Genomic DNA, 12,254 nt, shown 5'->3' with positions numbered 1-12,254 from the left:
CGTCGCGCGATCGGGCGAGGTCGTTCAATGGCTGCTAGCTTTGCTCAGTTGCCGGCAGACGGAGCCCCGCCATGAACTACCTGTGCCTGATCTATTACGACGAACAGCGTGTGGATGCGATGACCGACGAACAGTGGCATGCGCTGGTCGCGCGTTGCGTGAGTTGCGGCGAGGAGCTGCGCGCCAGCGGCCACATGCTCGCCGGCGAACCGCTGCAGTCGGTGCGCACTGCGCGCACGGTGCGCGTGCGTGATGGCGTCACCTCGGTGGTCGACGGCCCCTTCGCCGAAACCCGCGAGCAGCTGGCGGGCTTCTACCTGATCGAGGCGGCGGACCAGCAGGAGGCCGAGGCCATCGCGGCGAAGATCCCGCCGGCCAGCCTTGGCTGCGTTGAGGTCCGGCCGTTGCGCCAGCTGCCGCAGCGCTGAGCATGCCGCTGACCGGACATTTCACGGCGGCGCGGGTCGAGGCGGTCTATCGCAGCGAGTCGCGGCGCGTGTTGGCCACGCTGATCCGTCTGCTGGGCGACTTCGATCGCGCCGAAGAGGCCTTGCATGACGCCTTTGCCGCGGCCCTGCAGCAGTGGCCGCGCGATGGGATTCCGGACAATCCGCGTGCCTGGCTGGTTTCCGCCGGCCGCTTCAAGGCCATCGATGCCCTGCGCCGCCGGGCGCGCTTCGATGCCTCGTTGCGGCTGCTGGCCGAACAGCTGGAAGACGCGGCGCAGGCGGTGGAGGTCGATGAGATGGAAGACGACCGTCTGCGGCTGATCTTCACCTGCTGCCACCCGGCCCTGCCGGCCGATGGCCGCGTGGCGCTGACCCTGCGTGAAGTCTGCGACCTGACCACCGAGGAGATCGCCCGCGCGTTTCTTGCGCCGCCGGCCACCATTGCCCAGCGCATCGTGCGCGCCAAGGCGAAGATCCGTGACGCCCGGTTGCCGTATCGGGTGCCCGAGCGCGACGAGCTGCCGGCGCGGCTGGAGAGCGTGCTGCGGGTGGTCTATCTGGTGTTCAACGAGGGCTACACCGCATCGGCCGGCGCCGAGCTGACCCGCGCCGACCTCTGTGCCGAGGCGATTCGCCTGGGCCGACTGCTCCTCGAGCTGCTGCCCAACGCCGAGGTGATGGGGCTGCTGGCGCTGATGCTGCTGCACGATGCCCGCCGGGCTGCGCGTACCGATGCTACCGGTGAGCTGGTGCGGCTGGATGAGCAGGACCGCAGCCTGTGGAGCCGCCAGCAGATCGCCGAAGGATCGCAGCTGGTGCAGCTGGCGTTGACCAGTCGCGCGTTCGGCCCCTATTCGTTGCAGGCCGCCATCGTCGCGGTGCATGCCGAGGCGCCGAGCGCCGCGCAGACCGATTGGCCGCAGATCGTCCGGCTCTACGATGTGCTGCTGCAGTTGAGCCCGTCGCCGGTGGTGGAACTGAACCGCGCGGTGGCCGTGGCCATGCGCGACGGGCCCGAGGCCGGCCTGCTGTTGGTGGATGAACTCCTCGGGCGCGGCGATCTGCAGGACTATCACCTCAGCCACGCCACCCGCGCCGATCTGTTGCGCCGGCTGGCGCGTATCGACGAGGCTCGCGAGGCCTATCGCAGCGCGCTGCGCCTGGTGCAGCTGGAGCCCGAACGGCGTTTCCTGCAGCGGCAGCTGGATGAGTTGGGCGACTGACCGTACCCAGAAACCTTTTGTGGGAGCGGTCTCGACCGCGAAAGGCGACCGGTGCGCTGATCCCATGCTCTAGCCCGCCGGGCGGCGGCACAAAGCTTCGCGGCCAAGGTTGCCCTAGGGTTTGTTTGGGGTGCGAGCTGGATGCTGATGTTCAATGCCGCTAAGCCTTGAATGGCCTGGCGACAAAGCCTGCGGGTCAGCTGCGGTGCGGCGTTCGAGGCGCTCGTTGCACGTTGCGCGGGGACCTCTGCCGGAAGTTCTGCAGCTCGGCCAACTGCTCAGCTATCCGTGCTGCCCGCCGGCAAATAGTCGCTGCGGCTCAGGCCGTGGCGCTGCATCTTCTCGTTGAGGGTACGCCGTGGCAGCTGCAGCTGGGTCATGACCTCGGTGATGTTGCCTTTGCACTGCTGCAGGGCGTTGTGCAGGCATTGCGCCTCGAAGGCTTCCATCTGCTCGGCCAGCGACTGGCCGCCGCTGCTCGCCGGGGCCGGCGCGCTGAGGCCGAGGGCGTGGCGTTCGGCGGCGTTGATCAGCTCGCGCACGTTGCCCGGCCAGTCATGGGCGAGCAGTTGCGTCAGCTCGCCGGGTGTCACCGGCGGGGCGGCGCGGCCGTGGCGCTGGGCGGCCTGGCTGGCGAAGTGTTCGAACAGCAGCGGAATGTCCTCGCGACGCTCGCGCAATGGCGGAATGTGCAGCTCGGCGACGTTCAGCCGGTACAGCAGGTCCTCGCGGAAGCGGCCGCCGCGCACCTCTTCCAGCAGGTCCGGCTTGGCCGCGCTGATCACCCGCAGGTCGACCTCGATGCTGCGGTTCGAACCCAGGCGTTCCAGGGTCTTTTCCTGCAGCACGCGCAGCAGCTTGACCTGCTGGGCCAGCGGCATGCTTTCAATCTCGTCGAGGAACAACGTGCCGCCGGCGGCGTGTTCGATGCGGCCGATGCGCTTGCCCTGGGCGCCGGTGAAGGCGCCACTCTCATGACCGAACAGCTCGCTCTCGAAGATGGTTTCCGGGATCGCCGCGCAGTTCAGCGCCACGAACGGCCCGCCGGCGCGCGGGCTGAAGTCATGCAGGCAGCGCGCGACCTGTTCCTTGCCGCTGCCGGTCTCGCCACGGATCAGCACGTTGACGTCGGTACCGGCCAGCTCCAGCACCTGCCGGCGCAGGTTCACCATCGCACGTGATACGCCGAGCAGCTGCGATTCGATACGCCCCTTGCGGGCGAACTGCTCGCGCAGCTGGCGGTTCTCGCAGACCAGCCGACGCTTGTCCATGGCACGGCGCACGCTGTCGAGCAGGCGTTCCGGGGTGAAGGGTTTTTCGATGAAGTCGTAGGCGCCCTGACGCAGCGCCTGCACCGCCATGGGCACGTCGCCGTGCCCGGTGACCATGATCACGGGCAGGTCGGCGTCCAGCGCCACCAGCTGTTCGAGCAGGCCGAGGCCGTCGAGATCGGGCATGCGCACGTCGCTGATTAGCACCCCGGGAAAGTCGCGATCCAGCGCCGTCAGCGCCTCGCGCGCGCGGGAGAAGGTGCGCACCTGGAAGCCGGACAGCTCCAGCCACTGCTGCACGGCCTGGCGGATCGCCGCCTCGTCGTCGATGAAGATTACCTGCCCGCTCATTGCCTGCTCCTCGCGGTCGCGTCGCGGCAGTTTACTCGGCGGCGCGCGCTTCGGCAGCCGGCAGCGTCAGAGTGAACACCGCGCCGTGCTCGTCGTTGCTGACTTCCAGCGTGCCGCCCATCTCACGGACGATGCCGTAGGATACCGCGAGCCCAAGGCCGAGGCCCTGGCCGACCGGTTTGGTGGTGAAGAAGGGCTCGAATACCTGATCCAGATGTTCGCTGGCAATACCGCCGCCGTTGTCGCCCACGCTGAGCTGCCAGCGGTCACTGTAGAGCTGACAGAGGATGCGCAGGCGTCGCTGCGGGCGCTCGGCCATGGCATCCAGCGCGTTGTGCAGCAGATTGATCAGCACCTGCTCGAGCCGGATGGCGTCGCCGCTGACCGCGGCCTCGGCCGGTATCTGGCGGAACACCTCGACCTGCTCGCTGCGAATGCGCGGCGAGAGCAGCTGCAGGGCCTGCTCCAGCACCTCGGCCAGGCTCAGACGCTGGCGCAGCCCGGCCGGGCTCTTGCGAGCGAAGGTCTTCAGGTGGCCGGTCAGCGCCGCCATGCGTTCGAGCAGGCCTTCGACATGCCCGAGGCCTTCGCGCACCTCGCCGTCGCGGCCGCTGTCGAGCAGCAGGCGCAGGCTGGCGAGCTGCATGCGCAATGCGGTCAGCGGCTGGTTGATCTCGTGGGCGAGGGCGGCGGACATCTGCCCGAGAGCGGCCATGCGTGCCGCATGCACCAGTTCGTCCTGGGCGGTGTGCAGCTCACGGGTGCGCTCGTGCACCAGGCGCTCCAGCTCGCTGCGGCTGCGCTGTTCGACGCGGCGGGTCTTGCCGCGTTGCGCAAGGTAGAGCAGCAGAAAGGCCAGCGTCATCCACACGCCAGCCGCGGCCAGGCGATAGCTGCGCACGCTGGCGACCACCATCTGTGGGTCGTGCAGCAGGTGCAGGGTCCAGTCGTCTTCCGGCAGCGCCAGGCGTTGCCAGAGGTATTCGCGGCGGCCGTCCGGGCCATCCACCAGGCGACGTTCGCTGCCTTCGGCGAGTTGCTGCACGCGGCTGCTCGGCAATGGCTGCAGCGTCTGTTCGGCGTAGCGCCGGGCATCGATCAGGCGGCTGCGCACCTCGTCGCTGAGCGGGCGCAGATAGCGGAAGCGCCAGGCCGGGCGGTTGGTGAGGATGACGATATCGAGCGAGTCGGCGATCAGCAGGATGCCCGGCTGGCCGACCCAGTCGCGCTGCATCTCTTCCAGCTCGAGCTTGACCACCAGCACGCCGAGCACCTCGCCGTCGGCATTCTTCACCGAGCTGGAGAGGAAGTAGCCGGGAATGCCGGTGGTGACGCCGACGGCGAAGTAGCGCCCGCTGTCGTTGCTCACCGCATCGCGGAAATATGGGCGGAAGGCGTAGTTGTTGCCGACGAAGCTGCTCCAGTCGCGCCAGTTGCTGGCGGCGATGGTCTCGCCGTCGCGGTCGAGCAGGTACAGCACCGAGGAGCCGGCTGCGTGGTTCTGCTGTTCCAGGCGCTGGTTGAGCTGGCGGCGCAGCGCGCGGTTGCCCGGTTCGGCGAGCAGCGCCTGGATATCGCTGTCCAGCGCCAGCAGCGCTGGCACCGAGCGGAAGCGTTCGACCTGGGTGTGGATCGCCTGGGCATAGAGTTCCAGCTGCCCCTGCGCTTCCTGGGCACGCTCGGCCCAGGCGCGCTGCTCGGCCAGGCGCCCGGCCCAGTGCATGCTCACCAGCAGGCCGATAAGGATCAGCGCAACGATCAGGGTTACCCGCAGGCGGTTGGACAGTGCTGGCATGACGACGCTCGCGACAGGACGCGACGATGGTAAGCGATAGTCGGCAGCGGTGGCGCATCGCCGAGCCTTGGCATAGCACCAAAGTCTTGATCTGCCCCAATAGAGGCATAATGCCATCATCGATATACTGCGGGGAGTTACTTTCAGCTTCAGCAGGGATCGCTAGTACGGAACGGCCAGCCGCTCCAGTCGAGGTCCGCCTTGCTCAGAAAAATCCTTGTCAGCCAACTCCGCTTCGGCATGTACGTCCATGCACTGGACGGCAGCTGGTTCGATCATTCCTTCTGGCGCAGCAAATTTCTGCTGACCGACCCCGCCGACCTGCAGGCGCTGCGCAGTAGCGGCGTCAAGGCGCTGTGGATCGATACCGGCAAGGGCGTCGATGTCGAAACGGCAACGCCGCCGGCTGCCGAGGCCCCACAGGCTGTCTCCGACGCCATGCCGATTGCGCCTCGACCGACCACAGCACCGGCCCAGCAATGCAGCGTCCGGGAAGAAATGCAGCGCGCCGCGCAGTTGCTCAAGCGTTCCAAGCAGCAGGTGACCTCGCTGTTCAACGAGGCGCGCCTGGGCAAGGCCGTCGACCCGCAGCAGTGCCTGCCACTGGTCGAGCAGATTTCCGCATCCCTGGCGCGCAACGGCTCGGCATTGCTCAGTCTGGCGCGGCTGAAGACCAAGGACGAGTACACCTACATGCATTCGGTGGCGGTCTGCGCGCTGATGGTCGCGCTGGGCCGGCAGCTGGGCCTGAGCGAACAGGAAGTCCAGGAAGCCGGCTTTGCCGGGCTGCTGCACGACATCGGCAAGATGGCCATGCCGCTGGATGTGCTGAACAAGCCGGGCAAGCTCAGCGACGACGAATACGCCGTCATGCGCAGCCACCCCGAGCGTGGTCACGCGATCCTGCTCGGCGCGGGAACGGCCATCTCCGACGCAGTGCTGGACGTCTGCCTGCATCATCACGAGAAGATGGACGGCACCGGCTATCCGCACCGGCTGGCCGGCGAGCAGATCAGCCGGCTGGCGCGCATGGGCGCGATCTGCGACGTGTATGACGCCATCACCTCGGATCGCCCGTATAAAACCGCCTGGGATGCCTCGGGCTCGCTGGCGCGCATGGCGCAGTGGCAGGGGCACTTCGATACCCAGATCCTGCATGCCTTCGTGCGCACGGTGGGCATCTACCCGTTGGGCTCTTTGGTACGGCTGCAGTCCGGGCGGCTCGGCGTGGTCATCGAACACAACGCGCAGCAGCTGACGGCGCCGCGCCTGAAACTGTTCTATTCCACCCGCGCCCGCGCGACGATCGTGCCGGTGGAGCTGGACCTCTCCAGCCCGCAATGCAGCGACCGCATCGTCGGCCGCGAAGACCCCGCGGCCTGGGGCTTCAGCAATCTGGATGCGCTCTGGACCTAGATTGGCGGTCGTAAACGGGGGGCGATGCGACTAGAATGTCGCCCCCCGAATGCGATTCGCCCGGCGAGTCGCTCAGAGAAGAGCTCGTAATGCCCATGACCTGGCTGCCTAGTCCGCCATAGCGCTGCGCCCCCTCGCGTCACTTTGCGACTGCCTGTCATGGGGTGGTCGTGCGCTGCTGTCCGTGCGTTTCGTCGACTGACAGCCGAATCAATCACACCAAAAAACTCGCCTTGTATCGCTGCCGGCCGCCCGTGGTCTGCATGGTGGTGCTTTTGCTCTGGATAGTCCGATGCTGCAAACGATCAAACAAAACTGGTTCTCCAACGTCCGTGGCGATGTGCTGTCCGGCCTCGTCGTCGCGCTGGCGCTGATTCCCGAAGCCATCGCCTTCTCCATCATCGCCGGGGTCGATCCGCGGGTCGGCCTCTACGCCTCCTTCTGTATCGCCGTGGTGATCGCCTTCGTCGGCGGCCGCCCGGGTATGATCTCTGCCGCCACCGGCGCCATGGCGCTGCTGATGGTGACGCTGGTGCGCGAGCACGGCCTGCAGTACCTGCTGGCGGCGACGCTGCTCTGCGGCCTGTTGCAGATCGGCGCCGGCTACCTGCGCCTGGGTTCGCTGATGCGCTTCGTCTCGCGTTCGGTGGTCACCGGCTTCGTCAACGCGCTGGCGATCCTGATCTTCATGGCCCAGCTGCCGGAGCTGACGGACGTCACCTGGCACGTCTACGCCATGACCGCCGCGGGCCTCGGCATCATCTACCTGTTCCCCTATGTGCCGAAGCTCGGCAAGGTCATCCCGTCGCCACTGGTGTGCATTCTCAGCCTGACCGCCGTGGCCATGTACCTGGGCCTGGATATCCGCACCGTCGCCGACATGGGTGACCTGCCCGACACCCTGCCGGTCTTCCTCTGGCCGGAAGTGCCGCTGACCTTCGAAACCCTGGCGATCATCTTCCCGTATTCCGCCGCGCTGGCCGTGGTTGGCCTGCTGGAGTCGCTGATGACCGCGACCATCGTCGACGACCTCACCGACACCGGCAGCGACAAGAACCGCGAATGCAAAGGGCAGGGCGTTTCCAACATCGTCTCCGGCCTGTTCGGCGGCATGGCCGGCTGCGCGATGATCGGCCAGTCGGTGATCAACGTGAAATCCGGCGGCCGCACGCGCCTGTCGACGCTGATCGCCGGCGTGGTGCTGTTGCTGATGGTGGTGTTCTTGAGTGACTGGGTCGGGCAGATCCCCATGGCCGCGCTGGTGGCGGTGATGATCATGGTGTCGATCGGCACCTTCAGCTGGGATTCGCTGCGCAACCTCAAGCGCTACCCGCTTTCCACCAACATCGTCATGGTCGTCACCGTGGTGGTGGTGGTCTTCACCCACAACCTGGCCTACGGTGTTCTGGCGGGTGTGCTGCTGGCGGCGATGTTCTTCGCCAACAAGGTCGGCCACTACCTGCACATCGGTTCGGAGCTGGATGCCGCCTGCAATCAGCGCACCTACAGGGTGGTCGGGCAGGTATTCTTCAGCTCGTCGGACAAATTCACCGGAGCGTTCGATTTCAAGGAAGCGCTTGGCAAGGCCACCATCGACCTGTCCCGCGCACATTTCTGGGACATCACCGCCGTGGCGGCGCTGGACAAGGTGGTCATCAAGTTCCGCCGCGAAGGCACCGAGGTCGAGGTGCTGGGTCTGAACGAAGCCAGCGCGACCATCGTTGACCGCTTCGGTGTGCATGACAAACCCGAGGCCATCGACAAGCTCATGAGCCACTGACCAGGAGAACGACAATGACCCACGTAATGGCTTGTATCGACGGATCACCGCAGGCGGCGGCGGTTTGTGACTGTTCGGCCTGGGCCAGCAAGCGCCTGGATGCGCCCCTGACGCTGCTGCATGTGCTCGACCGCCAGCAGTATCCGGTGTCGGGCGACCTGAGCGGTATCATCGGCCTCGGCAGCCGCGAATTCCTTCTGCAGGAGCTGGCCACGCTGGACGAGAAACGCGCCAAGCTGGCGCTGGAGGAGGGCCGCATGATGCTCGATTCGGCACGTCAGCGGGCGATCTCCGCCGGCGTCGCCCAGCCCGAGTGCCGGCAGCGCCACGGTGATCTGGTCGAGTCCCTGCGTGATCTGCAGGACGAAACGCGCCTGCTGGTCATTGGCCGTCAGGGCGAGGACAGCGGCGATGCCATCCAGCACATCGGCAGCCAGCTGGAAAACGTCATCCGCACCATGCAGCGGCCGATCCTGGTCGCGCCCGGCGACTTCAGCGCACCGCAAAGCGTGATGCTCGCCTTCGACGGTAGCGCCACCAGCCGCAAGGGCGTGGAAATGCTCGCCGGCAGCCCGCTGTTCAAGGGCATGCCGATTCATCTGGTAATGGTCGCGGCTGACACCGCCGACAATCAGGCCCAGCTGGAAAATGCCCGCGGCGTGCTGACCACCGCCGGTTTCAACGTGGAAATCGCCATCCGCGCCGGTGAAGTCGAGCCGACCCTGCATGCCTATCAGGCCGAGCACGGTATCGACCTGCTGGTGATGGGCGCCTACGGCCACTCGCGCATTCGCCAGTTTTTCGTCGGCAGCACCACCACCAACATGATCCGCACCACATCCACGCCGCTGCTGTTGCTGCGCTGATCGCCATCCGCTGCGCGCCCGTCTCGGGCGCGGCAGCCGTCAGCTATAAAGGTCCGCCCGGCTCCAGGGCAGCTCGTGTGAGCCATCCGCCAGCGGCTTGCTGGCGAGGATCTGGTGCAGGTTGATCCAGTTGTGGCGGAAGCCGTAGGCGCAACCGGCCAGATAGAGGCGCCAGATGCGCAACGCGCGTTCGGGAACCATCCGTTTTGCCTGCTCCAGCTGCGCTTCCAGCCGCTCACTCCAGAATTCCAGCGTACGCGCGTAGTGCAGGCGCAGGCTTTCCACGTCGACGATTTCCAGCCCGGCATCGCTGATGCAGCTGCTGATGTTCACCAGATGCGGCAGCTCGCCGTGGGGGAATACGTAGCGGTTGATGAACTCGCCGGCGCCATGCCCGACCGGGCGGCCGTCGATGTGCCGGGCGGTGATGCCGTGGTTCATCACCAGCCCGCCGGGGCGCACGGCGTCGAACAGCCGCTGGCAGTACAGCGGCAGGTTGGCGTGGCCGACATGCTCGAACATGCCGACGCTGACCACCTTGTCGAAGCGGCCATCCTGCGGCAGATCGCGGTAGTCCATCAGCTCCAGAGTGATCTGCTTTGCTAGGCCTTCCGCGGCCACCCGTTCGCGAGCCAGTTCGAGCTGCTCGCGGCTCAAGGTGATGCCGAACACCTTCGCGCCGAACTCGCGTGCGGCATAGCGAGCCAGGCCGCCCCAGCCGCAGCCGACATCCAGCAGGCGCTCGCCAGGCTTGAGCCGCAATTTGCGGCATAGGTGGCGCAGCTTGGCCTGCTGCGCCTGTTCCAGGTCCTCGCTGCCGGTTTCGAAATAGGCGCAGGAATAGACCATGTCCCTGTCCAGCCAGAGCCGATAGAAATCGTTGGACAGGTCGTAGTGATAGGAAATGGCTTCGGCGTCGGTCGCCTTGTCATGCGCCTCGCGCGAAGGCAGCGGAAAATCGTCCTGGCCCAGCGCCCTTGTGATCACATCGCCGATCCGAATGACCTCACCCACTGGCCCAAGCAGGTCGATCTGCCCCTCGACGTAGGCCGCGCCGAGCACGTCCAGGCTCGGCTGCCTCAGCCGGGTAACAAGGCTGGGATCCTTGATCACCAGCGTGACGCAGGGAGTAGGGCCGATCTCGATCTCGTTGCCATCCCATAGCTGCAGCTTCAACGGCAGGGCGAGTTCTTTAAGGGCCGGTAGCAAGGTTGCCAACATGCTCGATCTCCTTTTCAGTGCACGAAGAAAATCCTAGACCATCAAACGGCAACCGGTAGGCTATGGTGATGATAGTTTCGCGCTATGGTTCGAACGGCGGCGAACGTGCATTTGACGGCTTAACTCGCCGGGCTACCGCATGAGGGCTTATGAAACACAACGATTCACAACGCGTACTGATTCTGGTCGCCAGCGGCCCCAGTACCCCGGCGCGCTGCGCCGCGCCTTTTCATATCGCCACGCTGCTGGCCTGCATGGATGCCGAGGTAACCCTCTACCTCACCGGTGAAGGCACGCAGTTGGCGCGCCGCGAGGTGGCCGAATCGCTGCGCGCGGTGGAAGGTGGCGAGCCGCTGTTGCACTTCATCCGCAACGCCAAGCAGGCTGGCGCGCGCTTGCTGATGTGTCGCCAGCCCGGGGTTCAGCTCGACCCCGCCACGCTGATCGCCGAGCTGGATGAAATCTCCAGCGGCGGCGAACTGGCGCAGATGATCCTCGAATACGAACGGGTGCTGACCCTATGAATGTGCACGGCCTGGAATTCCCCGATTCGCTGCGCTACGCCCCGGAGCACAGCCTGTGGCTGCGCGAGGAGGCCGACGGCAGCCTGACCATCGGCCTGACCGCATACGGCTGCGCGCTGTACGGCCAGATCTTCGCTTTCACCCCCAAGCGCGTCGGCGCACGTATCGAGCGCGACCGCAGCTTCGGTGTAGTGGAATTTGCCAAGGCCGCCTCGTCGGCGCGCAGCCCGGTGAGCGGTGAACTGCTGACGGCGAACGAAGCACTGCTACAGCGTCCGGCGCTGATCAATCAGGATTGTTATGGGGAGGGCTGGATGGTCCGCCTGCAACCCGCGGACTGGGTCACCGTGCGCGACCAATTCCCACTGGGCGAAGCCGCCGAAGCCTCCATCGCCGAACGCATGCGGCTTGACAACTTCGACCCCGCCAACGCCCATGTGCAGGCGTTGCAATGGAAATAGCGGGCGCTTGAGGTGGGTTAGGAGCGGAGGCTTTCAGCCCGCCGCCCCGACGCTATGCCAGGGCGCAATTCTGGCAATTGACGCGGGATAGGCGCTCAGGGCTTGTCCGGTGTCGACAGGTCGAGCACCTTCACACAGCTCGCCTTGATCGCGTGGTCCAGCTGGCGGATGCAGATATCGATCGCCATATTGCGCGTGCGCTTGTTCGTCCACTCCAGCTCGGCCAGCGTCTCGATCAGATCCTGATGGCCGCTCTCGTTGACCAGCATGCCGTGCTGCACTGTCAGCGTCCGGCCCTGAAAGCTCAGCTGCACCGGGTCACGCCCGACGAGGGATGCACCTTCAGCCAGCAGGCAATCGATATGGTCACGCAGCGCGTGTAATGCACGGCGCTCATCTGGCGGGTTTCCCACGACACCTCTCCTATCCCTGGAAAGAAAAACCGCGATTGTGACGCGCTTCGCGCTAGAGCGCGATGGCTTTTTGATATTGCGAAGTGAGGCGGGCTGTCGCAGGGCGGTGGCGATGGGTAGAGGGTGTAGATGGCGGAAGGCAGTGAGAGTCGAACCCGTTTTTTGGGCCTGCAGTGACTGGCAGTCTTCGGCTTTGTTAGGCCTGCGGCATGTGCGTGGCAGCTTTGTTCCGCTCTCGACCGCATTGATTTCGACACTTTATCGACACGTTGAGAGTGCAAAGGGTGCTCAAGGTCGCACGCAGTGCAACCTGTGGATTTGGAAAGATTTCAGGCTTCTCGAAGCTCGTGTATAAAGATTTTTTCTTTCCTGAGAAAGCCGGACTAGGGCCTCGGAAGAGAAGCGCGCGAGATTTTATACACCATGGCCGTTCGAAGTCTCATACACGAATTAGTGTCTAATTATAGTTAAGCACCAGGCGGAA

11 protein-coding genes are annotated in these 12,254 nt (G+C 65.6%); 7 read left to right on the top strand and 4 right to left on the bottom strand.

The window, feature by feature from the left end:
• Window positions 1-71: 71 nt before the first annotated feature.
• Window positions 72-428, top strand: a complete 357-nt coding sequence (locus tag LLJ08_RS19735) for a YciI family protein (RefSeq protein ID WP_023444787.1) — start codon at window positions 72-74, stop codon at window positions 426-428.
• Window positions 429-430: 2 nt separating this feature from the next.
• A complete protein-coding gene (locus LLJ08_RS19730) occupies window positions 431-1,672 on the top strand; it encodes an RNA polymerase sigma factor (RefSeq protein WP_041015413.1) in 1,242 nt (413 codons plus the stop codon).
• 278 nt (window positions 1,673-1,950) lie between these two features.
• Here the strand turns inward: LLJ08_RS19730 and LLJ08_RS19725 are convergent, their stop codons facing one another.
• Complete coding sequence (locus tag LLJ08_RS19725; RefSeq protein ID WP_041015412.1) at window positions 1,951-3,294, bottom strand: sigma-54-dependent transcriptional regulator; 1,344 nt, start codon at window positions 3,292-3,294, stop codon at window positions 1,951-1,953.
• A gap of 31 nt (window positions 3,295-3,325) precedes the next feature.
• Complete coding sequence (locus LLJ08_RS19720) at window positions 3,326-5,089, bottom strand: sensor histidine kinase (protein ID WP_228207765.1); 1,764 nt, start codon at window positions 5,087-5,089, stop codon at window positions 3,326-3,328.
• Window positions 5,090-5,290: 201 nt separating this feature from the next.
• Between LLJ08_RS19720 and LLJ08_RS19715 the strand changes: the two genes are divergently transcribed.
• The 3 genes from LLJ08_RS19715 (at window position 5,291) to LLJ08_RS19705 (ending at window position 9,151) form a co-directional block, all read left to right on the top strand.
• On the top strand, window positions 5,291-6,505 hold the full coding sequence (locus LLJ08_RS19715) for a cyclic di-GMP phosphodiesterase (protein ID WP_228207764.1): 1,215 nt from the start codon (window positions 5,291-5,293) through the stop codon (window positions 6,503-6,505).
• 292 nt (window positions 6,506-6,797) lie between these two features.
• Window positions 6,798-8,285 (top strand): SulP family inorganic anion transporter, encoded by a 1,488-nt coding sequence (locus tag LLJ08_RS19710; RefSeq protein WP_228207763.1) that lies wholly within the window; start codon window positions 6,798-6,800, stop codon window positions 8,283-8,285.
• A gap of 14 nt (window positions 8,286-8,299) precedes the next feature.
• Window positions 8,300-9,151: a universal stress protein gene (locus LLJ08_RS19705; protein ID WP_041015409.1), complete on the top strand. Its 852-nt coding sequence runs from the start codon at window positions 8,300-8,302 to the stop codon at window positions 9,149-9,151.
• 39 nt (window positions 9,152-9,190) lie between these two features.
• Here LLJ08_RS19705 and cfaB read toward each other — a convergent pair whose 3' ends face one another.
• A complete protein-coding gene (gene cfaB, locus LLJ08_RS19700) occupies window positions 9,191-10,372 on the bottom strand; it encodes a C17 cyclopropane fatty acid synthase CfaB (protein WP_228207762.1) in 1,182 nt (393 codons plus the stop codon).
• A 149-nt stretch (window positions 10,373-10,521) separates the two neighbouring features.
• On the opposite strand from cfaB, the gene LLJ08_RS19695 reads away from it, so the two are divergent.
• Both LLJ08_RS19695 and LLJ08_RS19690 read left to right on the top strand, forming a co-directional pair.
• Window positions 10,522-10,896, top strand: coding sequence for a DsrE family protein (locus LLJ08_RS19695; RefSeq protein WP_228207761.1), 375 nt, complete (start codon window positions 10,522-10,524; stop codon window positions 10,894-10,896).
• The gene (locus tag LLJ08_RS19690; protein WP_228207760.1) at window positions 10,893-11,357 is read left to right on the top strand and encodes a glycine cleavage system protein H; all 465 of its coding nucleotides are present in this window, start codon (window positions 10,893-10,895) and stop codon (window positions 11,355-11,357) included. Before LLJ08_RS19695 ends, LLJ08_RS19690 begins: the two co-directional genes overlap by 4 nt.
• A gap of 95 nt (window positions 11,358-11,452) precedes the next feature.
• Here LLJ08_RS19690 and LLJ08_RS19685 read toward each other — a convergent pair whose 3' ends face one another.
• On the bottom strand, window positions 11,453-11,770 hold the full coding sequence (locus tag LLJ08_RS19685) for a hypothetical protein (protein ID WP_031297438.1): 318 nt from the start codon (window positions 11,768-11,770) through the stop codon (window positions 11,453-11,455).
• Between the last annotated feature and the right edge of the window lie 484 nt (window positions 11,771-12,254).

It is taken from the genome of Stutzerimonas chloritidismutans (assembly GCF_020783375.1).
Taxonomy (GTDB): Bacteria; Pseudomonadota; Gammaproteobacteria; order Pseudomonadales; family Pseudomonadaceae; genus Stutzerimonas; species Stutzerimonas kunmingensis.
This window is presented reverse-complemented; position numbering and strand designations above follow the sequence as displayed.

What these genes read in the sequence shown, in the direction of transcription:
- LLJ08_RS19720 (WP_228207765.1), bottom strand. Translation starts at nt 5,089, where the DNA reads ATGCCAGCACTGTCCAACCGCCTGCGGGTAACCCTGATCGTTGCGCTG.
- LLJ08_RS19735 (WP_023444787.1), top strand. Translation starts at nt 72, where the DNA reads ATGAACTACCTGTGCCTGATCTATTACGACGAACAGCGTGTGGATGCG.
- LLJ08_RS19710 (WP_228207763.1), top strand. Translation starts at nt 6,798, where the DNA reads ATGCTGCAAACGATCAAACAAAACTGGTTCTCCAACGTCCGTGGCGAT.
- LLJ08_RS19690 (WP_228207760.1), top strand. Translation starts at nt 10,893, where the DNA reads ATGAATGTGCACGGCCTGGAATTCCCCGATTCGCTGCGCTACGCCCCG.
- LLJ08_RS19730 (WP_041015413.1), top strand. Translation starts at nt 431, where the DNA reads ATGCCGCTGACCGGACATTTCACGGCGGCGCGGGTCGAGGCGGTCTAT.
- LLJ08_RS19695 (WP_228207761.1), top strand. Translation starts at nt 10,522, where the DNA reads ATGAAACACAACGATTCACAACGCGTACTGATTCTGGTCGCCAGCGGC.
- LLJ08_RS19725 (WP_041015412.1), bottom strand. Translation starts at nt 3,294, where the DNA reads ATGAGCGGGCAGGTAATCTTCATCGACGACGAGGCGGCGATCCGCCAG.
- LLJ08_RS19705 (WP_041015409.1), top strand. Translation starts at nt 8,300, where the DNA reads ATGACCCACGTAATGGCTTGTATCGACGGATCACCGCAGGCGGCGGCG.
- cfaB (WP_228207762.1), bottom strand. Translation starts at nt 10,372, where the DNA reads ATGTTGGCAACCTTGCTACCGGCCCTTAAAGAACTCGCCCTGCCGTTG.